This is a genomic window from Candidatus Limnocylindrales bacterium (assembly GCA_035571835.1).
In the GTDB taxonomy this organism is placed as follows: Bacteria; Desulfobacterota; Binatia; order UBA1149; family CAITLU01; genus DATNBU01.
This window is the reverse complement of the sequence record DATNBU010000027.1, coordinates 14,332-35,572: the sequence shown is the minus strand read 5'-3', so window position 1 is coordinate 35,572 and position 21,241 is coordinate 14,332. Positions and strand designations below refer to the sequence as shown.

14 protein-coding genes are annotated in these 21,241 nt (G+C 66.6%); 7 read left to right on the top strand and 7 right to left on the bottom strand.

Features of this window, described 5'->3' with window-relative positions:
- Nucleotides 1-8: 8 nt before the first annotated feature.
- Genes pgl through gnd form a run of 3 tightly spaced genes read right to left on the bottom strand, consistent with a single transcriptional unit; the run spans nt 9 to nt 3,334 of the window.
- Nucleotides 9-788 (bottom strand): 6-phosphogluconolactonase, encoded by a 780-nt coding sequence (pgl, locus tag VN634_10850; protein ID HXC51373.1) that lies wholly within the window; start codon nt 786-788, stop codon nt 9-11.
- Nucleotides 788-2,311: a glucose-6-phosphate dehydrogenase gene (gene zwf, locus VN634_10845; protein HXC51372.1), complete on the bottom strand. Its 1,524-nt coding sequence runs from the start codon at nt 2,309-2,311 to the stop codon at nt 788-790. The genes pgl and zwf overlap by 1 nt, the downstream gene beginning before the upstream one ends.
- A gap of 3 nt (nt 2,312-2,314) precedes the next feature.
- Complete coding sequence (gene gnd, locus VN634_10840; GenBank protein ID HXC51371.1) at nt 2,315-3,334, bottom strand: decarboxylating 6-phosphogluconate dehydrogenase; 1,020 nt, start codon at nt 3,332-3,334, stop codon at nt 2,315-2,317.
- A 192-nt stretch (nt 3,335-3,526) separates the two neighbouring features.
- Here gnd and VN634_10835 point away from each other — a divergent pair, with 192 nt between their 5' ends.
- Both VN634_10835 and VN634_10830 read left to right on the top strand, forming a co-directional pair.
- A complete protein-coding gene (locus VN634_10835; protein ID HXC51370.1) occupies nt 3,527-3,865 on the top strand; it encodes a hypothetical protein in 339 nt (112 codons plus the stop codon).
- Nucleotides 3,866-3,985: 120 nt separating this feature from the next.
- Nucleotides 3,986-5,128, top strand: coding sequence for a class I SAM-dependent RNA methyltransferase (locus tag VN634_10830; GenBank protein HXC51369.1), 1,143 nt, complete (start codon nt 3,986-3,988; stop codon nt 5,126-5,128).
- A 7-nt stretch (nt 5,129-5,135) separates the two neighbouring features.
- Here VN634_10830 and VN634_10825 read toward each other — a convergent pair whose 3' ends face one another.
- Nucleotides 5,136-7,016, bottom strand: a complete 1,881-nt coding sequence (locus VN634_10825) for a DEAD/DEAH box helicase (protein HXC51368.1) — start codon at nt 7,014-7,016, stop codon at nt 5,136-5,138.
- A 280-nt stretch (nt 7,017-7,296) separates the two neighbouring features.
- Between VN634_10825 and VN634_10820 the strand changes: the two genes are divergently transcribed.
- Complete coding sequence (locus VN634_10820) at nt 7,297-7,800, top strand: FKBP-type peptidyl-prolyl cis-trans isomerase (GenBank protein HXC51367.1); 504 nt, start codon at nt 7,297-7,299, stop codon at nt 7,798-7,800.
- Between the two features lie 118 nt (nt 7,801-7,918).
- Complete coding sequence (locus VN634_10815; GenBank protein ID HXC51366.1) at nt 7,919-10,219, top strand: heavy metal translocating P-type ATPase; 2,301 nt, start codon at nt 7,919-7,921, stop codon at nt 10,217-10,219.
- Nucleotides 10,220-10,366: 147 nt separating this feature from the next.
- On the opposite strand, the gene VN634_10810 is transcribed toward VN634_10815, so the two are convergent.
- From VN634_10810 to VN634_10800, 3 genes are all read right to left on the bottom strand, one after another.
- Nucleotides 10,367-13,111, bottom strand: coding sequence for a hypothetical protein (locus VN634_10810; protein HXC51365.1), 2,745 nt, complete (start codon nt 13,109-13,111; stop codon nt 10,367-10,369).
- Nucleotides 13,112-13,212: 101 nt separating this feature from the next.
- Nucleotides 13,213-14,946 (bottom strand): hypothetical protein, encoded by a 1,734-nt coding sequence (locus VN634_10805; GenBank protein ID HXC51364.1) that lies wholly within the window; start codon nt 14,944-14,946, stop codon nt 13,213-13,215.
- Between the two features lie 307 nt (nt 14,947-15,253).
- A complete protein-coding gene (locus tag VN634_10800) occupies nt 15,254-16,300 on the bottom strand; it encodes an MBL fold metallo-hydrolase (protein HXC51363.1) in 1,047 nt (348 codons plus the stop codon).
- A gap of 184 nt (nt 16,301-16,484) precedes the next feature.
- Here VN634_10800 and VN634_10795 point away from each other — a divergent pair, with 184 nt between their 5' ends.
- From VN634_10795 to VN634_10785, 3 genes are read left to right on the top strand one after another with little or no spacing between them, the layout of a single operon-like run.
- Nucleotides 16,485-17,735: an acyl-CoA dehydrogenase family protein gene (locus VN634_10795; protein ID HXC51362.1), complete on the top strand. Its 1,251-nt coding sequence runs from the start codon at nt 16,485-16,487 to the stop codon at nt 17,733-17,735.
- A gap of 22 nt (nt 17,736-17,757) precedes the next feature.
- On the top strand, nt 17,758-20,313 hold the full coding sequence (locus VN634_10790; GenBank protein HXC51361.1) for a vanadium-dependent haloperoxidase: 2,556 nt from the start codon (nt 17,758-17,760) through the stop codon (nt 20,311-20,313).
- A 57-nt stretch (nt 20,314-20,370) separates the two neighbouring features.
- Nucleotides 20,371-21,168: a DUF4336 domain-containing protein gene (locus VN634_10785; GenBank protein HXC51360.1), complete on the top strand. Its 798-nt coding sequence runs from the start codon at nt 20,371-20,373 to the stop codon at nt 21,166-21,168.
- Nucleotides 21,169-21,241 lie beyond the last annotated feature (73 nt).

Sequence of the window (21,241 nt, the reverse complement as noted above, 5' to 3'; positions counted from 1 at the left end):
CACTTCGGTCAGAGATTCCTGAGCTGCCGAGCTGCCGCGCGATCGACCACGAACGCGAGCGACGCATCATCGTGCGGACGGATGAGCGCAGCCGGCGGCGCAGCCTGTTGCACGGGTGGCGCGGCGCCCGCGACGGACGGCGCGCCGTCGAGCACGCGCGAGAGCGCTTCGGCTTTTTCCTCACCGCTGACGAGAAACACGATCGACCGCGCAGCGCTCAGCACGCCCGCAGTCAGCGTCACGCGCCACGCACGCTGGGACGGTGCCCACGTCGCGACGGCGATTTCGTTCGGCGCGGCAACGAGCGCGCTCGATCCGGGAAACAACGATGCCGTGTGCCCGTCGGCGCCGAGCCCGAGCAGCACGACGTCGAAGCGGGGACACCCGCCGTCCGCGCGCGCCACCGTGCGGTCGATGACGAGCGAATACAGCATTGCCGCCTTGGCCGGCGTTCCGGCTCCGGTGTCGATCGGATGGATCTGGTTACGCGGGATCGGCACGTGATCGAGCAGCGCTTCGCGCGCCATGCGCCAGTTGCTGTCCGGATCGTTCGCCGGCACCCAGCGTTCGTCGCCGAAAAACACTTTCCAGCGCGGAAACGTCGCGGTCTCGCTGGTGGCGAGAAGCTCGTAGAGCCGCTTCGGCGTCGAACCGCCCGCGAGCGCGATCGAGAACGTGCCGTGATCTTCGATGGCCGCGCGCTCGGCATCGAGCACGAGGCGGCAGGCCGCGGAGGCAACATCGCCCGGGCCTTCGGCCACGAGCACTTCGGCGGAAGAGTACGCCATCAGTCTGCCGGCAGCCGCCAGCGACGGCCGTCGCGTGCGAGCAGGTCGACGGATTCCTTCGGTCCCCAGGTTCCGGCTGCGTAGTTCGGAAAGTCGCGTGCAGCCAGAGCTCCCCAGACGTCGAGCACGGGCTGGACGACATCCCAGCCGGCTTCGACCATGTCGGCGCGCTGGAACAGCGTCTGGTCGCCGAGAAACGCGTCGTGCAGCAGGCGCTCGTAACCGGTGGCGACCTCGCTGCCGAAATGGTCGGAATAATCGAAGTCCATGTCGACGCTTCCGATGCGCATCGTCGCGCCGGGAATCTTCGCGCCGAAGCTGAGCGAGATGCCTTCGTCCGGCTGCACGCGGATCACCAGCTGATTGGGATCGAGGTCCATGATCGTCGTGTCGCGGAACAGCGCGAACGGCGGACGCCGGAACTGCACGACGATCTCCGTCAGCCGCTGCGGCAGCGCTTTTCCGACGCGAAGGTAGAACGGCACGTCCTTCCAGCGCCAGTTGTCGATCTCGACCTTCATTGCGACGAACGTCTCGACTTTCGACAGCGAATCGACGCGGTCTTCCTGGCGGTAGTCCACCAGGTGGCGCTCGCCGATCCGCCCCGCGCCGTACTGGCCGCGAACGGCTTTGGTCAGCACGTCCTCCGGCGCCATCGGCTGGATCGCGCGCAGCACCTTCGACTGCTCGTCGCGCACGGCATCGGCATCGAACGAGATCGGCGGCTCGAGCGCGACCAGCGAGATCAGCTGGAAGATATGATTCGGCACCATGTCGCGAAGGGCGCCGGCCTGTTCGTAGTAGCCGCCGCGTCCCTCGACCCCGATCGCCTCGGCCACGGTGATCTGCACGTGGTCGACGTAACGCCGGTTCCAGATCGGCTCGAAGATCCCGTTCGCGAAACGGAACACGAGGATGTTCTGGACGGTCTCCTTGCCGAGGTAATGATCGATGCGATAGATCTGGCCTTCTTCGAGAAAGCCGAGAAGCTTCTTGTTGAGCTCGCGCGCAGACGCGAGATCGCGTCCGAACGGCTTTTCGATCACGACGCGCCGCCAGCGACCGTTCACCTGCTTGACCATGCCGGCCGCCGAGAGCTTCTCGACGATCACGCCGAAGTATTCTGGAGAAGCGGCAAGATAGAACAGCACGTTGCCGCCGGTATGCCAGGTAGTATCGACCTCGGTAAGCTTCTCGTCGAGCTGGCGGTACGCATCGGCGTCGTCGAACGATCCGGCCACGAAGTAGAGGCGGCTCTCGAGCCACTTCCAGTCGTCGTCGCTGAATTCGTCGGTCGCATACTCCATGAGATTGCGGCGCATCTGTTCGCGAAAGTCATCGGAGCTCGTATCGCGGCGCGCGAATCCGACCACGGCGAACTCATCCGGGAGAAGCTTCTCGCGCACCAGGTTGTACAGCGCCGGAATCAGCTTGCGCTTGACGAGGTCGCCCGACGCACCGAACAGGACGAGAATGCACGGACCGGCTTTGGCGACGTGGCCGTCGAGTTGCTCCACGTTCATCGTCTATTCCTTTGCTGCGGGCTTCTTCTGATCGGCCGCCTTCGCACCGCTGCCCGGCTCGACGTGTCCGCCGAACCCGCGCCGCATCGCCGACAGGATCTTTTCGGCGAACGTGTGGTCCTTGCGCGAGCGGAACCGGGCGTAGAGCGATGCCGTCAGCACTTCGGCCGGCACCGCCTGCTCGACCGCGGTTTCGACGGTCCAGCGTCCTTCGCCCGAATCCTCGACGACGCCGGAGAACTCCGACAGCGACGCGTTCTTCGCAAGCGCCGCCGCGGTAAGATCGAGCAGCCACGACGTGACGACCGACCCGCGCCGCCAGACTTCCGCGACGTCGGCAAGGTTGATGTCGTAGCGATAGCCGAGCCCCGGCGTCGCAGCGGCTGCGCCCGCCATGATGTCGAAACCCTCGGCGTAGGCCTGCATCAGGCCGTACTCGATTCCGTTGTGAATCATCTTGACGAAATGCCCGGCGCCGACGCTGCCGCAGTGCAGATAGCCCTGCTCGGCAGTGCTCGCGCCTTCGGTTCGTCCTTCCGACGGCGCGATTCCCGAAGGACCGGGAGCCAGGGTCCGAAGAACCGGCTCGACGATGCGGAACGCTTCGTCGTCGGCGCCGATCATCAGGCAGTAACCGCGCTCGAGACCCCAGACTCCGCCGCTGGTGCCGACGTCGACGAAGCGGATGCCTTTCTCGGCGAGCATCGCGGCGCGGCGGATGTCGTCCTTGAAGTGCGAGTTGCCGCCGTCGATCGCGATGTCGCCGGGCGAGAGCAACCCCTTGAGCTCGGTGAACACCGCGTCGGTTGCCGGCCCCGCCGGCACCATGACCCACACGACGCGCGGAGCTTCGAGCTTCGAGACCACGTCCGCGAGCGAGCCGGCGCCTGCGGCACCCTCGGTCGACAGTGCCGAAACCGCGCGCGCGTCGCGATCGTATGCGATCACCGAGTGACCGCCGCGCATCAGGCGGCGGCTCATGTTGGCGCCCATTCGTCCAAGACCGACCATGGCGATCTTCATCGATGCTTCTCCAGTGACCGCGCAATCGTTCGCGATCCGGACCCGATCCGATCACGGGTGTGACGCCGATCCCAGCGCGCGCCGGATGAATGTGTCGTCGTACGGTAGCGGCATCGATGCCCACAAGGGGCGGCGACGGTCGACGGCTTTTCTTCGACTCCGCCGCGGCGCACTATGTCCACGGTGACGGACATGGTCGAGTTCTCGGTCAACCGTACCGCTTATCGTTCGCCGATCTCCACGACCGTGGGGCTGACGGTGGTCGCTGCCGCCGTGCTGCTGAGCGTCGCGGCAGCCGAGTGGTGGGGCGACAGCGAGCAGCGCGCGCTCCTGGCGCTACCGGCGGACTCGCGCGAGCGAATCTACCACCGCAGCTTCGACGACATGGCTGCTCTCTGTGGACTTCCCGACATGCCGGAGCCTCTCGCCGTCCGCTGCCGCGACGAGGCCACGTTTCTGATGCGATTTCCCGAGTGCCAGCAAGAATGCCGCGCGCTTGTCGCGGCCTACCTGCCGCAACCCTCCCGCTGACGATCGACGGCGCGCGCCATGCTGCGCGCAGCCGCCACGCGCATGAACATCGCCCGCGCAACATGCGACGAAACCCTCGCTTCTGGCGCCCGCATAGCTTCGCGTCCATAACCTTGCGCCATGCAGCTCGATCTCGTCGCGACGTCCACGTTCGGCCTCGAAGCCGTCGTGATGCGCGAGCTCGAGGCGCTCGGCTACCCGGCGACTTCGACGCAGACCGGCCGCATCGAGTTCCGCGGCGACGAGCACGCCGTCGCGCGAGCCAACCTGCGGCTTCGCTCGGCCGACCGCGTGCTCGTGCGGATCGCACAGTTTCCGGCCGCGGACTTCGATGCGCTGTTCGACAGTGTCCAGGCTATCGAGTGGGAGGACTGGATCGGGCCCGCCGACGCGTTCCCGGTCTCGGGCCGATCCGTCAAAAGCACGCTGTCGAGCGTGCCCGCGGTGCAGCGCACCGTGAAGAAGGCGATCGTCGAGCGGCTTCTCGACGCGTACGGCGCGTCGAGCCTTCCGGAGACGGGCGCGACATTCCCGATCGAGGTCGCGCTGCTCAAGGACACCGCGACACTTCTTCTCGACACCAGCGGCGACGGCCTGCACAAGCGCGGCTATCGTGATCTCGTCGGCGCCGCGCCGCTGCGCGAGACGCTGGCGGCGGGGCTCGTCGACCTTTCGTTCTGGAAACGCGGCAAGCCGCTCATCGATCCGTTCTGCGGCAGCGGTACGATTGCGATCGAAGCGGCCATGCTCGGCCGCAACATCGCGCCCGGTGTATCGAGATCGTTCATCGCCGAGGACTGGCCGATGTTCGACGAGGACATCTGGACGCGCGCGCACGAAGAGGCGCGCGACCTCGAGCTTCCCGACCTCGGCGAACGGATCCTCGCGACCGATATCGACAACGAGGCGTTGTCGCTGGCGAGGCGGCACGCCGAGCGCGCCGGCGTCGCGGCCGACATTCACTTCCAGCGGCTACCGTTTTCGGAAGTCTCCTCCAGCCAGCAGTACGGATGCATCGTGACGAATCCGCCGTATGGCGTGCGCCTGGAAGAACGGCGAGACGTCCTCGAGCTGTACGAATCGATGCCCGCCGTGTTCTCGCGCCTTGCGACGTGGTCATTTTTCGTTCTGACGTCGTGGCCGGATTTCGAGCGCGTGATCGGAAGGCGCGCCGACCGGCGCCGCAAGCTCTACAACGCGCAGATCGAATGCACGTACTATCAGTTCCACGGTCCGCGGCCGGGAAGACCCGCCGCGGCGTAAGCCTGAGCTAGCGCCTCGACGGCCGTGCGCGGCGGATCAGCACGTGCGGATCGCGGGAGTCGGGCATCGACGCGTTGTGCTCGAATTCACGCGCCACGTCGCCGCAGACTTCGAAGCTCGCCATGTGCGAGTCGATCTCGATCGAACCGATCATGCGGCCGGAAACGTCGCCGCGCCGGCACAGCATCGCAAGCAGGCGCTGGGGAGTGGCGCCGCCTTTGTGCCCCAGATTGATCTCGAACTGCTCGGCGCGCCGGTCGCGTCCGCGGGGACCTTCGCTCTCGCGATGCATCGGACGATCGTCGTCGGTGCGGCGGCTGCGCTCACGGGCTTCCGAAAGATCGGCCGGTCGGGTTCTCTCGGCGCTCCTCGATTCGTTCGTTCGTGCGCGCGGAGCGGGACGCTGCCACGGCGCGCGATCATTCAGGTCGCCGACGCGCGAGCGTCCGGCAGAACCCGGGCGGACCGGCTCGACCTGTCGCGGCTCGGCGATCCCACGGTTTCGGCAAAGGTCGATCAGGCGCGCGACGAGCGTCGCTGCGCCGCCTTCGTCGAGCTCTTCGAGCAGCGTTGCCGCATAGACGAGCTCGGAAGCCGGCGGCGCCGGTGCTTCCTCGAGCGCCATCCGAAGCCGGCGGCGTTCGCGCTTGGCGAGCGCTTTTTCGACCTGCGCCGCGCCCGGCACGTCGCGCCACTCGAGCTTCACCTTCGCGCGCGACAGCAGGTACTCAATCTTCTGCTGGCGCTGCGGCGGCGCGAGCAGCACGCTGCGGCCTTTCTTTCCTGCGCGGCCGGTGCGGCCGGCGCGATGCGTGTAGCTTTCCGAATCGAACGGAGCGTCGGTGTGAATCACCATCGTCACGTCGGGAACGTCGAGGCCGCGCGCGGCAACGTCGGTCGCGACCAGCACGCCGACGAGGCCGGTGCGAAACGCTTCGAGCGTGCGCGTGCGCTGGTTCTGCTCGAGCTCGCCGCTGAGCGACGCGGACGAGAAACCGTCGGCCGCGAGCTGGTCGGCAAGCTCGGCCGCCTGCGCCCTCGTATTGACGAACACGAGCGTGCGCTCGTCGCCGCCAAGCAGAAGCAGGTTGACGATCGCAGCGTAGCGATCGTGAAGCCGCACAAGATGGCCGATGTGCTCGATGTCCTGGTTGGCCGCGCCGAGCCGCGTGCCTTCGACGGTCACCGGATCGTTCTGGTACTTGCGCGCGAGCTTCTGGATCTCCGGCGGAAAAGTCGCCGAGACGAGATGGGTCAGGCGCTCTTTCGGCGTCGCGTCGAGGATCGCTTCGAGCTCCTCGCGGAAGCCCATGTCGAGCATGCGGTCGGCTTCGTCGAGAACGACTTCGGCAATCGACGTGCAGTCGAGCGCATTGGTCCGGATGTGATCGAGCATGCGGCCCGGAGTGCCGACGACGATGGCGGGCTTGCGCACCAGGCGGCGGCGCTCGTTGGACACGCTGGTCCCGCCGGTCACGCATTCGACCTCGATGCCGGGGACGCCCGCGTACAGCCATTCGAGCTCGGCGCTCACCTGCACGGCCAGCTCGCGCGTCGGCACGACAACCAGCGCCTTGAGCGTTTTGAGCGCCCGAGGTGCCGACGTCGCCGCGGCTTCGAGCAGCGGAGGCGCAAGCACGAGGCCGATCGCGATGGTCTTGCCGGAGCCGGTCTGGGACGAAATCTTGAGATCGCGCCCGGTGATTCCGGCCTCGAGCACCGCGGTCTGGACCGCGGTCAATGCAGTGATGCCGCGGCCGATGAGGGCCTCGAGCAGCGGTTCGGCAATAGCCGGATGCAGGCAGTCGCCGGCGCCCGCAGGGGCGGAGAAGTCGTCCGGCAAAGATAGATCAGTCGCGCCGGAAGCCGGCTCGAAGCGTTTCATCATGTTTTCCCCTCGAATGCGGAAGCGATGGCTCCCGATTGGCACCGCCTCGAAGAGGACCGGTCCCGTGAGGGGGCGTCTCGGCAATTAACGAAGCCGACCTGACTATGGGGCGGAGGCTGCAAAAGCAACGCGAGCCGCACGCAGTGCGTCCCAGCTGGACGGTCCCCGAACGTGTCCGCGATTGCGCGAGTCCAGTGGGAATGCCGCAGCGTTTTTGACTAGAATCACCGGTCCGTCCATTCGTCCGAAGAGCCCGAAGATCCCCTGGAGCACAATCACGATGAGAATCCTGTTTACGACCATGACCCTTGCGGTCGCGCTTACATGCACCCTCACGGCCTGCGCAAAAAGCAGCAAAACCCCGGAGCAGGCCGCCAAACCGGCCACCGCTCCGGCAACCGGCGACACGAAGGACACGAAGGTCGCCACGCCCCCCAAGGAGACCGGCAAGGTGATCACCACAGCTAGTGGCCTGAAATATGAAGTGCTGACCGAAGGCAGCGGCCCGAAGCCGTCGGCGACCGACAGCGTCACGGTCAACTACAAAGGTACGCTGACCGACGGCACGGTGTTCGACAGCTCGTACGACCGCGGGCAGCCGGCAACGTTTCCGCTCAATCGCGTGATCAAAGGCTGGACCGAAGGCGTTCAGCTGATGAGCGTCGGATCGAAGTACCGCTTCACGATTCCGCCCGAGCTCGGCTACGGCGCCGCCGGTGCGGGCGGCAAGATCCCGCCCAACGCGACGCTCGTCTTCGACGTCGAGCTGCTCAAGATCAACTAGCAACCCGTAAAACCGGGACAGACACCGATTTTGCGTAATCGGGGACAGACACCGATTTCCGCTAATCGGTGTCTGTCCCCGATTTCCCACGCAGCGCGTCTGCTGCAACAACGCTTCCATGGCGACCGAGATCGATCCTGTCTGCGGTATGGCCGTCGAGCCGGCGGCGACCAAGCCGCACAGCGAGCACGACGGGCGCACGTACTGGTTCTGCAATCCGCGCTGCCACGCGAAGTTCGCCGCCGACCCTGGCCGCTACACGTCGGCCGCGACGCACGCGCCGGCCGCAGCGCTCGATCCCGCCGCTGTCTATACGTGCCCGATGCACCCGGAGGTACGCCGGATCGGGCCCGGCTCGTGTCCGATCTGCGGAATGGCCCTCGAACCCGAAGTGCTGACCGCCGACGACGCGCCGAATCCCGAGCTTGCGGAGATGACGAAGCGGCTCTGGTTCGCCGCCGTGCTGGCGCTTCCGGTGTTCGTGCTCGAGATGGCCACGCATGCGGCGGGCCATTCGGTATGGCTTTCGCCGCGTGCGTCGTCGTGGGTGCAGGGAGTCCTCGCGACTCCAGCCGTCCTGTTTGCAGGCTCGGTGTTCTTCCGGCGCGGGCTCGATTCGATCGTCCATCGCAGCCTCAACATGTTCACGCTGCTCGCTCTCGGGACGGGCGTCGCGTGGATCTACAGCGTGGTCGCCCTTTTCTTTCCGGACCTGTTCCCGCCCGCGATGCGCGAGCACGACGGTGCGGTACCGGTCTACTTCGAAGCGGCTGCGGTCATCACGGCGCTCGCGCTTGCCGGCCAGGTGCTCGAGCTGCGCGCGCGCGATCGAACTTCCGGTGCCATCCGCGCGCTGCTGCGTCTTGCTCCTCCAACGGCGCGCCGCATCCGTGACGACGGCAGCGACGAGGAAGTTGCGCTCGAGCTCGTGTCGGCCGGCGACCGGCTGCGCGTGCGGCCGGGCGAAAAGATTCCCGCCGACGGCACCGTCGTCGAAGGCGCGTCATCGATCGATGAATCGCTTCTGACCGGTGAATCGATGCCGGTCGCCAAAGCCGCCGGCGACGCCGTCATCGGTGGAACCATCAACCTGTCGGGATCGTTCGTGCTTCGCGCCGAAAAGCTCGGGCGCGACTCGGTGCTCGCGCGCATCGTCAAGATGGTCAGCGATGCGCAGCGGAGCCGCGCGCCGGTGCAGCGCCTCGTCGACCGCATCTCCGCGCTGTTCGTGCCGGCCGTGATCGCGGTGGCCGCCCTTTCGTTCGTGGCGTGGGCTGCACTCGGCCCGGAGCCCCGCTTCGCCAACGCGCTCGTCGCCGCCGTCAGCGTGCTGATCATCGCGTGCCCGTGTGCGCTCGGCCTGGCGACTCCGATGTCGGTGATGGTCGGGATCGGTCGCGGCGCGACGGCCGGGATCCTCGTGCGCAGCGCCGATGCGCTCGAGCGGATGGAGAAGGTGACGACGATCGTCGTCGACAAGACCGGCACGCTGACCGAAGGACGGCCCGCCGTCGTCACGATCATTGCGGCGAGCCAGTACGCCGACGCCGATGTCCTCGCCGCTGCGGCGAGCGTCGAACGCGGAAGCGAGCATCCGCTTGCGAATGCAGTCGTTCGAGCCGCGGCGGATCGCGCGCTCGCGATCGCGCAAGCCGAAGATTTCGAGAGCTTCGCCGGCAAGGGCACCCGCGCGCTCGCCGGCGGCAGGCGCATCGTCGTCGGCAGCGCAGAGCTTCAGGCCGCGGAAGGCATCGACGTCTCGATGATGCGCGAACGGGCCGACCAGCTCCGCAGCGACGGAAACACGGTGATCTTCGTCGGAATCGAAAAGTCGCTGGCCGGTGTCATCGCGATTGCCGATCCGGTCAAGGCATCGACTCCGGCCGCGCTGGCTTCGCTGCGTGCGCAGCATCTCGAGGTCGTCATGCTGACCGGCGACAATCCGCGCACGGCCGAAGCGATCGCAAGGCGGCTCGGGATCGACAACGTCGAGGCCGGTGTTCTTCCCGACCGCAAGCAGCAGGTGATCGAGGATCTGCGCCGCCGCGGCAAGGTCGTCGCAATGGCCGGCGACGGCGTCAACGATGCGCCGGCGCTCGCCGCAGCCGACGTCGGCATCGCGATGGGAACCGGCACCGACATCGCGATCGAGAGCGCCGCCGTCACGCTCGTGCGCGGCGACCTTCGCGGCATCGCGCGCGCGAGGCGGCTCTCGCAGGCGACGATGCAGAACATCCGCCAGAACCTGTTCTTTGCGTTCTTCTACAACGTCGTCGCCGTCGGCGTGGCGGCGGGGCTTCTCTATCCGTGGTTCGGCCTGCGGCCGTCACCGGTGCTCGCGGCAGCCGCGATGTCGCTGTCGTCGGTGAGCGTGATTGCCAACGCGCTGCGGCTGCGGTCGGTGTCGCTCGACCACTGAGCCGCGCATGCGATTGTCCGTGCGTCGCCGGGCTGATTCACAGGCCACGACCGGTGTCGCAGGGTGGATCGGCCTCCAGACCGACGACGGCGTGAGGCATCACTGCGCTCACGCCATCGTGTCAAACGAGCAAGTCGGTCACCGCCGTCACTGGCAGATGCCGGCTCCATCGCAGGCGCCGCCCGAGCACGGCGTTCCGTTGGGCTCGAAGGCGTCCGCCGGACAGGACCCGGAAGCGCCCGTGCACGTTTCGGCGATATCGCATTCCCCCGCGTCGCTTCGGCAGATGACGCTCGTCGGCTCGTATACGTCGATGCACGAGTCCGAAGAGCCGGCGCAGTGGTCTGACGTATCGTCGTCACAGGCGCCGCCTTGCGACGAACCGGTGCAGAGCGTCGTCGCCGGTTCGTGGTTTTCGAGGCAGGTGCCGGAGCCGTCGCACGTGTTCGGATTGCTGCACGGCGTATCGAGCTGGCTCAGGCACGCCGTGCCGGCAGCGTAGAAGCGACACGCTCCGGAGCCGTTGCACTGTCCGTCGAAATCGCAGCTGTCCTGGCTGGCAGCGGCGCAGTCGTTGTTCGGATCGGTTCCGTTCGTCGCCGGCGTGCACGCCCCGCCGCCCGAGCCGCCGTTACCGTCGCATACCGAGCACAGTGCGCCGCATTCGCTCGCGGGATCGGTGTTGGCCGCAATCCCGGTGCAGGTTCCTTCGCTGCCGCTGACGTTGCAGGCCTCGCACGTGCCGGAGCAGCCGCCGCCGCAGCAGAAGCCGTCGACACAGCTCGACGTCGTGCAGTCCGCGCCGGTGCCGCCCGCGCAGCTGTCACCCTGGTTGCGAACGACGTCGGTCGTCTCCGGTTCGGAGTCGCTGCCGTCGGCGGACGTGGCCGTCACCGGATTGCTGAGCTCCGCCGTATTGCCGAGGATCGCCGTGCCATCGGCGACCGTTCCGCCGGTCACCTGAATCGTCACGGTCTGTCCGGCCGGAAGCGCGGTCACGCCGCACGGGAAGACGTTTCCGGGACAGCTTGCCGTACACGTCAGATGCGCCGGACAACCCGGCACCGACCCCGGAGCGATCGAAACCGTTTCTCCGACGAGTGCCGCCGGCAGCGTGTCGGCGATGTTCACGCTTCGCGCACAGCTCGCCGCGCCGGTGTTCTGTACGGTGATCGTGTACGCGAGTGCCGTGCCCTCTTCGACTGGATCGACGCTGTCGCTTTCCAGCACGACGAGCGTCGCATCTTCGGTGACGGTCGTCGTCTCGATCACCGTATTGTCCGCCGGATCGAGCTCGGCCGTCTGGGCCGCAACGGTGGCCGTGTTGCCTACGCTGGTGCGCGTGTCGCAGTTGACCTGGACAGTGATGTTGATCGTCGCTTCGTTGGCCGGCGCAGCGTCGCTGTCGGGGAGCGCGCCGAGAAAGCAGGTGACGTCGCCGCCGGTGGCACTGCCGTCGTGCACGCAGGATCCCTGGCTCGAGCTGACGCTGACGAACTTGACGCCGCCGTCGAGCGTATCGGTCACCGTCACCGCCGGCGCCCACGCGATGCCGTTGTTGCGCACAGTAAGCGAGTATGTGAGCTGGTTTCCCGCCGTCACCGGATCCGGCGAGTCCGACGCGTCGATCTCGAGATTCGTCGGCAGAAGCCCCGTGAACGGAGTGTGGAGCACGCGGCTTCGTTCCTTCATTTGAACGTAACGACCGAACAGTGCGCCTTCGACCTCGGACTCCCATCCCAGCTTGATGCGCGGCCGCGCCGGCGCGAGCAGCGTGCCCGCCGTGCTGGCTTCGCGCGCGACCGTGATGCCGCCTTGATTGCCGACCATCGCGAACAGCACGTTGCGCGGCTCGATTCCGCCGGTCAGCTCGATGTCGGCGTCGCGGCCGATCTTCATTCCGCGCGACACTACTGCGACGAACGACGAATCGGCCGGTCCATCGATCGTGATTTTTCCGAGCTTGGCAACTCGCACCACACCGTAGTTGAACACGTTCGGACCAGGCGAAAGCGGGCCGACGGTGAGAGACTGCTTCGTTTTCACCCGGATGTTCGTGCCGGAGCCGCTTACGATGGAACCGACTTCAGCCGCCAGATCGTTGAGGACCGCCAGAGCGGTGTTGCACTCGGCGAGGTACGGGGCGCCGACACCGGTACCAGTAAGATCCACGGCGGTATTCATCGGATCGTCGAGCGTCAGCCTGTTTTCGCAGCCGACTGGTGGAGGACAATGATCGTCCACCAGGCACGGCGTCACGCCGTCGAGGCAGAGCCCGGGAGGCAGTCCGACCCTGGGAGGAAAGCCGTCGCGCATCTGCGGCAGCATTCCGTCGTCGGCAACGTAGGTGGAACCGAATCCCGAATATCCCTGCGGGCCGAGGAACAACGCGCTTCCGACCACGGTCAGCGCGCCTTCGACCACCGCGTGCTGCATCTTGACCTGCGTCACGCAGACATCCGCCTTGGAATCGCCGAACGGATACGGGTCGGTGGTGTCGAGTGTCCGGCCGGTGAGGACGCCGCAGTTTCCGAGGGCGTCACAGGACTCGACCTGCGACATCAGTCCCATGAATGCGCTTCTTGCCGTTGCGTTCGTGCCGACTACTGCCAGCGGCTGAAGCTCCACGAGCGTCGTGCACTCGGGGTCTTCGGAGTCGGTCAGGCCGTCGGAGTCGTTGTCGAGTCCGTCCTCGCAGCTCGCCACTCCGCACTCTTCGCTGAGCGTGCAGTCCTTGCCGCAGCCGTCGCACTCGTCGGCCCCGGACGTCGTGGCCGCGACGTCGCAGGCTTCGCCGCCCGTCACCAGTCCATCCCCGCAGGTCTGTGCCGACGCGTGCAGCGCCGTGAGCGCGATCGTCAGTGCAATCGCGGCAATCCGGATCGCTTTCATGGTATCCCCCCGTATTCCGGCAATGGCCTCCTGCCCCCCAGGAAACCGACACGTCCCCGCTACTAGAACGCACCCCGCTCCGCAAGAGTGATTGCGATCAACTACTGTTCGTTCTGGCAGGCCGCGTCGCAGCCGTCACCGGCGGCGAGGTTGCCGTCGTCGCAGGTTTCTCCTTCGTCGATCTCGTCATTGCCGCAGACCGGGCAGCCTTCGAGCGTGACGTCTTCGACCAGGGTCGCCGCCGGATCGATGCTGCCGCTGAGCACCGGAGGTTTGGCTGCGTCGCGATATCGAATCGTGTTCTGCGAGTCGGGCTTTCCCGCAATCACGCTTCCGGCGTCGGCCACCATGGTCTCGCGGATCCGGAATTCGTTCTCACCGGTGGAATCGGTCTGGGCATCGAGACTTCCGTCGATACGCGCACCGGACATCAGGTGCAGTCGGCAGGCATCAAAGAAGATCGACCCACCGCTGTAGCCGCCGCCGTTTTCGATCGTGCCGCCGACCGTGACGTTGCCGCCTCGAACGTCCAGATCGCCTCCGGACCCGATGAGCTCGCCGTCTTCGTGGGTCCCGCCACCGACATCGATCAGGCCGTCGAGCGAGACGGGCCCGAGGCTCTCACTTTCGATCGTGAGCTCAGGGCCATAGCGCGAGCTCAGGATCAGCGACGATGCTGCGCTGAGCGACACGGCATGGGATGCGGCGATCTTGATGTGCGGCCCATAGCCGTCCGGTCCCCGGCCGCTTGCCGTCATCGTCGCGCCGAACAGGAGACCGCGTCCGGCGCGCAGCGACCAGTCGCCTCCCGTCGGGTGGTCCATCACGTCACCCGGGCTGCGGCCACTGTCGGCAACGATGCGGACACCGTCTGCGATGACGAGGTCGCCGCCGGCTTCGAGATCGGCGTCGCCACCCGACCCTGTGAAAAGGCAGTCGTCGATATACGCCTCTCCCCCTCGCACGTTCAGTAGAGGCGAGCTCCGGCCGGGAGCGGTCGCAATGCGGATGTCACCGCCAGCGCTCATCTCGACGGAATCTCCATCATAGTTACGCCGGCGATTGCCACGCCCGACGATGGACGCGTTGATGTCGATGTCGCCGCCGGCATGAAACGAAATCTCGCCGCCTCCGCCAATTCCGCGCACGCGCTCGGCAACGCGGATGTCATCGTGCGCAACGAACGCGATCGTTCCCGCGCGACCAGGAATGAACGATTCGGCCCGGAGACCCGCGTTCGCGCTGGCGACGCCGTTCACGTCGATCGAGCCGGCCGTCGATTCCACGAGCACCACTCCGCCGTCGCCGGCCGGATACGCTCCCGATGCGCGAATCCTGCCGCCAAGAGTCACGTTGCCTCGGGCTCGAAGATCGATGAGCGGCGCAATGGCATAGAGGTCGCCGGCGAGCCGGATCTCTCCGTCGCCTCCCGCGCATGAGCCGAGCTCCACCTCTTCGCAGTCGAAGTCGGTCAGACACGGCCAGCCGGCGTTTCCGGAGCAGCCGCGGCGCGCCTCGATCCGGACGACCCGGGTCGAATCTTCGTCGTACGGCAGGACAGGCGCCGCAACATCCATCCAGTAGCCGTCGACATCGGTCTCGAAGCGGCCACAGCGGAGATCGACGGTGCCGTTGAAGCGACCTTCGCCTTCGATCCGCACCACCCGCAGCCCGAAATCGAGTGGATGCAACGAGCTCACGTCGACGGGCTGCCGGACGACGCACGGATCTGCGCCGGGGCTGCACAGGTCATCTGGCTTTTCGATGAGCAGCGCTCGCGCCGGTATCGCAACGGTCAGGATTGCCAGCACGAGAAGACATGGGCAGGTTCGCACGCGGCGACTGTACGCGCCTTCCCGGCATTGAGGCAAGGCGCGAGGCGAATCTGCTGCGCTGCTGTTTCCGCGCGGCGTGCAACGTGGTCGTCACAAACGGCGCGAATCTTCCTGACTCCCTCCGGCAACACGTGATCGATACCGCCGTGACGCGAATCACTGCGGGTCGCGTCCGGAATGACTTCGACATCACCCCGGGCCGGACGATCGTCGCACAGTAAACTCCGACGCTCGTGTCTGCCCGCATTTCCGTGACAAGCGGGGAACCTCATCGATCGCGCCGCGGCAACCAGGCGGCAGCTTCGTGCTAGAGCCCGAGCGCACGCCAGCGAATCATTCCGCCCGCCGAATTAGCCACATCCTTGATGCCCGCGCTCTCCAGAATCGCGCACGCCTGCGCCGAGCGGCGGCCCGAGCGGCACACGCAGACCACCGGCTTGTCGCGCGGCACTTCGCCCGCGCGCTCGCGCAGCGCACCAAGCGGAATGTGAATGCTCGTCTCGATGCGGCCGAGATCGCCGGTGAGCTCGGCCGGCTCACGCACGTCGACGATGGTCAGCATCGAGCGGCGCTCGGCGACCCAGACCGGATCGATTTCGTGCACGCCGGCAAACGTTCGGACCACCGGGCCCCACGCCGGATGTCCTGACGTAGCGTCGGTCGCTGGCTTTCCGCATTTGAGATTGGCCGGAAGCGCAACGTCGATCTGTTTCGGATGCGGCAGGCCGAGGTTCGACATGTACCCGACGAAGTCGCTCTCGCTCGCTTCGCCGCCGATGCGCGGATTCCAGCGCTTCTCCTCTCCGACCGTCGTCACGGTGCGGCCGGCGTAGTCGTGCGCCGGATAGAGAAGACAGTTTTCCGGCAGAGAGAAGATGCGCTCCTTGATCGAGCGGAACAGCAGGCCGGCGTCGCCGTGCTGGAAGTCGGTGCGCCCGGCGCTGCGGATCAGCAGCGCGTCGCCGGTGAACGCCATGCGATAGTCCTTGGTCACGTACGTGACGCAGCCGGCGGTGTGGCCGGGCGTGGTGCGCACGATGAGCGTAGCGGCGCCGGCTTCGATCAGGTCGCCGTCGCTCACATAGATGTCCGCGCCGACCGCCTCGCTCGTTTTCGACAGCACGATCTTCGATCCCAGCGCCGTGCGGAAGCGCCACGCGGCCGTGACATGATCGGCGTGAACATGGGTTTCGAGCGTGTGCGTGAGCCGGAGCCCGAGCTCGTTCAGAAGCGCGCGGTCGCGCTCGAACTGTTCGAAGACGGTGTCGATGAGGATCGCGCCGCGGGTCGCCTCATCGGCCAGAAGATAGGTGTAGGTGGACGATGCCGGATCGAAAAGTTGGCGGAACAGCATCCTGCACGGCTACCACGCTGCACGGGTGCGCAAAAGCGGTGGCGGAAATCGGGGACAGACACTGATTTCGGGAAATCAGTGTCTGTCCCCGATTTTCTTGGACCCGTCCCGGGTTTTGATAAGGCTTCCCCCGCCACCCCGTTCCTCCACGGAAAAGGTCGGGCAGTGGCAAGGAGACTACGACATGCGCATGAACGTTCGCCCGATTCCGACCGCGTCGGAACGCATCAACAAGATTCGCGACCTGACCGCCACCATCGTCAACCACGAGATCCTGCCGCACGAGAACGACCTCTGGGTCGGCCGCCGCGGCGGCGACACCAATGACGCCGCGCGCGCCAGAGCGCACGACCTGCGCGCCCATGTCCGCGACAAGGTGAAACAGGCCGGCCTGTGGGCGCCTCATCTTCCGAAGGAATACGGCGGCGCCGGTCTCGGCTTCCTCGAGCATGCGTACATGAACGAGGTGCTGGCGTACGCGACCGGCGCAGCGGCGCTGTTCGGCGTCGTCGCGCCGAATTCCGGCAACCAGTCGATCCTCGTCAAGTACGGCACCGAAGAGCAGAAGAAGAAATGGCTCGTGCCGATGATCGAAAACGGCATGGAGTCGGGCTTCTCGATGACCGAGCCGGAAAATCCCGGATCCGATCCGCGCTCGATCCGCACGACCGCGAAGCGCGACGGCGACGACTGGGTAATCAACGGCCACAAGTGGTTCACGAGCAACGGCAAGCGCGCCGACTTCTTCATCGTGATGTGCCGCACCGAAGATCCGAACGGACCGGCCGACCGCAACGGCAAGATGACGCAGATCATCGTGCCGTCGGATACGCCGGGCGTCCGCATCGCGCGCGGCATCACGGTCTGGGGCCGCGACAGCGATCACTGCGAGATCTATTACGACGACGTCCGCGTGCCGCTCGGCAACGCGCTCGGCCGCGCCGGCTCCGGCCACCAGGCCGCGCAGGATCGCCTCGGCGCCGGGCGCATCTACCACTGCATGAATTCGATCGGCCAGATGTGGCGCGCATTCGACCTCATGGTCGAGCGCGCGATGATGCGCGAGGTCCACGGCGGCAAGCTCGAATCGAAGCAGTTCGTGCAGGGCTTCATCGCCGACAGCTACATCGACATCCAGGCCGCGCGCCTGATGACGCTGCATTGCGCCGAGAAGATGGAAAACGGCGGCGACCCGCGCACCGACATCTCGGCGATCAAGATCTTCGTGCCGGCTGCGTACCATCGCGTCGTCGACCGCGCGATCCAGGTCTGGGGCGGCGCCGGCGTGTCGGGCGACCTTCCGCTGTCGGAGATGTACCAGGCCGCAAGGACGCTGCGCATCGCCGACGGGCCAGACGAGGTCCACAAAATCCTCATCGCGAAGAACATCCTGAAGAAGTATCGTGACGGGGATGGGTGGGATTTCGGAAACTAGCAGCAGCGTGGCGTACGGGGTGATGACAGGTGCACCGGTACGCGCCGCTGCGCTCGCGATCCTTCTCGCGCTCCCGGCACCCGCGAACGCCGCTGCACAAACTGCCGAGCAGCGCTCGTGCATCAATGCTCTCGCAAAGAGCGGAGCGGGCGTTGCCAGGGCGGTTGCCCGCAACCTGTTCGACTGCATGCACGCCGCGCAGGCCGGCACGCTGCCTCCCGGGCAGACAGCCGAGCAGTGCCTCGACGCCGACAACGACGGACGCATCGCCGACGCGACTGCGCGCACGCTCGAAGCCGAAATTGAATCGTGTACGGTCCTGCCCGATTTCGGCGCATCCGATTCGACGGCGGTCAATGCGGCGTTCACGGCGCTCGCGCACGCCGGGTTGGTGTTCGGCGCGGACCTCGATGCGGCCATCGCCGCAGCAGGCGCCGGCACCGACGCGAGCAGATGCCAGGCGGTCGTCGCCAAACGCATCTCCAAGGTGCTGGTGGCGCGGCTCAAGCTGCTGAACGCTTGCGCGAAGCGCGGGCTCTCCAAAGGAACGATCACGAGCGCAGCGCAGCTCGGCGCATGTTTCGCCGCAACCAAAGGCGATCGCGGCGAGCCGACTCTCGGCGGAGCAGATACGCTCGCCGAGCAGTGCGCGACGACCAATATAGCGAGCGTTTTTCCCGGCGAGTGCGCGTCCGAACCGGTCGCCACCCTCGCGGAATGCATCGACGAGCTCGTCGAGTGCGATGCCGCGCTCGCCACCGAAGCGGCAGGCGGCCTGCGCACGCTGCGGCCGCATCGCTACGCCGACGGCGTGGCGACGCGCTACTGCGGCGCTCCGCCGGCGGGCACGCATTCGGTCGCACGCCAGTGGGACGAAGAGATCCTCGGCGCGATCCGCATCGACTTCCCTCGCCCGCCGATCCACGCACGCAACCTGTTCCATCTGTCGGTCGCGATGTGGGATGCGTGGGCGGCGTACGATCCGGTATCCGACGGCTACCTCGTCACCGAAAAACAAACCGCACCCGACATCTCGGCAGCGCGCGACGCGGCCATCAGCTTTGCCGCGTATCGCGTGATCGCGAGCCGCTACGCGATCTCGCCGAGCGCGGCCGCCACTTCGACGGCGGTCCGGTTTCGCATGAACGAGCTCGGATACGATCCCGGCTACGTGCTCGCAACCGGAAATGCTCCGGCAGCGTTCGGTAACCGCATCGCCGCCGCCGTTCTCGCCTACGGCCTCGCCGACGGCTCCAATGAGAGCATCAACTACGCCGACCCGACCTATTCGCCGGTCAACGAGCCGATGATCGTAAAGCTGGCCGGCACGACGATGGCGGACCCGAACCGCTGGCAGCCGCTCGCGCTCGACTCGATCGTCGGCCAGAACGGCATCCCGATTCCCGGCAAAATCCAGGTCTTCGTCGGGCCACACTGGGGCGACGTTTCCCCGTTCGCGGTCGATCTGCCGTCGGTGCTGCCGGGCCCGCCGCCGCGGCTTCACGATCCGGACACCGACGACGACTTCAAGGCGCAGGCGCTCGACGTCATCCGGCTGTCGAGCGAGCTTACGCCCGACGATCCGACCACGATCGACATCTCGCCCGCGTCGCTCGGCAACAACCCGCTCGGCAGCAACAGCGGAAGCGGCTACGCGGTCAATCCGGTTACCGGAAATCCTTACGCTCCGCAGATGGTCAAACGCGGCGACTTCGGTCGCGTGCTCGCCGAGTTCTGGGCCGACGGTCCGACATCCGAGACGCCGCCGGGACACTGGAACACGATCGCCAACTACGTCGTCGACCATCCGCTGTTCGAACGGCGATTCGAAGGAACAGGCCCGGTCGTCGATGCGCTCGAGTGGGACGTCAAGATGTACCTGGCGCTCAACGGTGCGGTTCACGATGCAGCCATCGGCGCATGGGGCACCAAGCGTGTGTACGATTCGGTGCGTCCGGTCTCGATGATCCGCTACATGGGCGGACTCGGCCAGTCGTCCGATTCGCTCGGTGCGTCGTTCAACGCCGACGGTCTGCCGCTCGAGCCTGGGCTGGTCGAGGTGATCACGAGCGCGTCGAGCATGGCCGGCGAGCGTCACGAAGCGCTGAGCGCATTCGTCGGAGAGATCGCGATCCTCGCGTGGCCGGGCGATCCCGCTGATCCGGCTACCGAATACAGCGGCGTACGCTGGGTCCGCGCAAAGACGTGGGTGCCGTACCAGAGGAAGACGTTCGTTACGCCGCCGTTCGCCGGCTACATCTCCGGCCACAGCACGTTCAGCCGCTCGGCGGCCGAAGTGCTGACACGACTGACCGGTTCGCCGTACTTCCCGGGCGGCCTCGGCGAATTCACCGCGCCGCAGGACGATTTCCTCGCGTTCGAGATCGGCCCGTCGACTTCCGTTACGCTCGAGTGGGCCAGCTACTACGACGCCGCCGATCAGGCCGGACAGTCGCGGATCTGGGGCGGCATCCACATCACCGCCGACGATTTCCAGGGCCGCATCCTCGGGTCCACGATCGGCAACGACGCGTACGACAAGGCGCGTACGTACTACGACGGGACGGCCGCGCCGTAGGCTCTCGCGCGCCGCTATGGTCGGCGCGCGCGACGTGGCAAGAACAACCGCAGATCCGTGAAGACCAGGCGCTCCATCTTCGATCGTATGATCCGGCTGGTGCGGCCGGCGCTGCTCGCCGGCTTCGCACCGCCTCCCACGCAGCTCGCGACGAATCTGTGGACGATCGATCGCCGTCTTCGCATGCCGGGCGGTCCGATCCTTCCGACCAGGACGACGATCGTCGTTCTCGATGATGGAGGGCTTCTCGTCATTTCACCGCCGCCGGTAGAGGCCGGAGGACTCGAAGCACTCGATGCAATCGGTCCGGTTCGGCACGTGCTGGTTCCGAACAGTTTCCATCACCTGAATGCCGGCCGCTTCATGAGCCACTATCCGGACGCATCGTTCTGGGCTGCACCGGGACTCTTTTCGCGCGTGCCCGGCCTTCCGGCCGGCAGCGAGATTACCGAATCCGCACCGCGCGAATGGTCGGGCGCCGTCGAGCTCGCGATCCTGCAACCGACCAGCGAGGTTTCGGAAGTCGCGCTGTTCCATCGCAAAAGCGCGACGCTGGTGCTTACCGATCTTGCGTTTCACATGGTGCGGTTTTCCGGAGTCGGCGAGAAGCTGCTGTGGCTGCTCTCGGGCGTTCCACCGGCATTCGGCCCGAGCCGCACCGCGCGAATGCTGCTGCTTCGCGACCGCCGATTGTCGGAACCGTTCCTGCGCCGGATCGCCGAATGGCCGTTCCAAAGAATTCTCGTGGCACACGGCGACCCGGTCGACGTCGATGCACGCGCCGTCTTCCGCCGCGCTTTTGCAGCCTGGCTTCCCGCCGCACGCGAAGGTGACGCGCTGCGCAGTACGACCTGACGCGCTCGCATCGTCGTGCTCCACGAAAACCGGCGGAGGTGTGGTGGTGGACACAGTGCGGGCCGGACGGTAA

Coding starts and splice junctions, on each gene's coding strand:
- pgl (HXC51373.1), bottom strand. CDS start 788: ATGGCGTACTCTTCCGCCGAAGTGCTCGTGGCCGAAGGCCCGGGCGAT.
- VN634_10795 (HXC51362.1), top strand. CDS start 16,485: ATGCGCATGAACGTTCGCCCGATTCCGACCGCGTCGGAACGCATCAAC.
- VN634_10825 (HXC51368.1), bottom strand. CDS start 7,016: ATGATGAAACGCTTCGAGCCGGCTTCCGGCGCGACTGATCTATCTTTG.
- VN634_10830 (HXC51369.1), top strand. CDS start 3,986: ATGCAGCTCGATCTCGTCGCGACGTCCACGTTCGGCCTCGAAGCCGTC.
- VN634_10835 (HXC51370.1), top strand. CDS start 3,527: ATGGTCGAGTTCTCGGTCAACCGTACCGCTTATCGTTCGCCGATCTCC.
- VN634_10815 (HXC51366.1), top strand. CDS start 7,919: ATGGCGACCGAGATCGATCCTGTCTGCGGTATGGCCGTCGAGCCGGCG.
- VN634_10800 (HXC51363.1), bottom strand. CDS start 16,300: ATGCTGTTCCGCCAACTTTTCGATCCGGCATCGTCCACCTACACCTAT.
- zwf (HXC51372.1), bottom strand. CDS start 2,311: ATGAACGTGGAGCAACTCGACGGCCACGTCGCCAAAGCCGGTCCGTGC.
- VN634_10820 (HXC51367.1), top strand. CDS start 7,297: ATGAGAATCCTGTTTACGACCATGACCCTTGCGGTCGCGCTTACATGC.
- VN634_10810 (HXC51365.1), bottom strand. CDS start 13,111: ATGAAAGCGATCCGGATTGCCGCGATTGCACTGACGATCGCGCTCACG.
- VN634_10790 (HXC51361.1), top strand. CDS start 17,758: ATGACAGGTGCACCGGTACGCGCCGCTGCGCTCGCGATCCTTCTCGCG.
- gnd (HXC51371.1), bottom strand. CDS start 3,334: ATGAAGATCGCCATGGTCGGTCTTGGACGAATGGGCGCCAACATGAGC.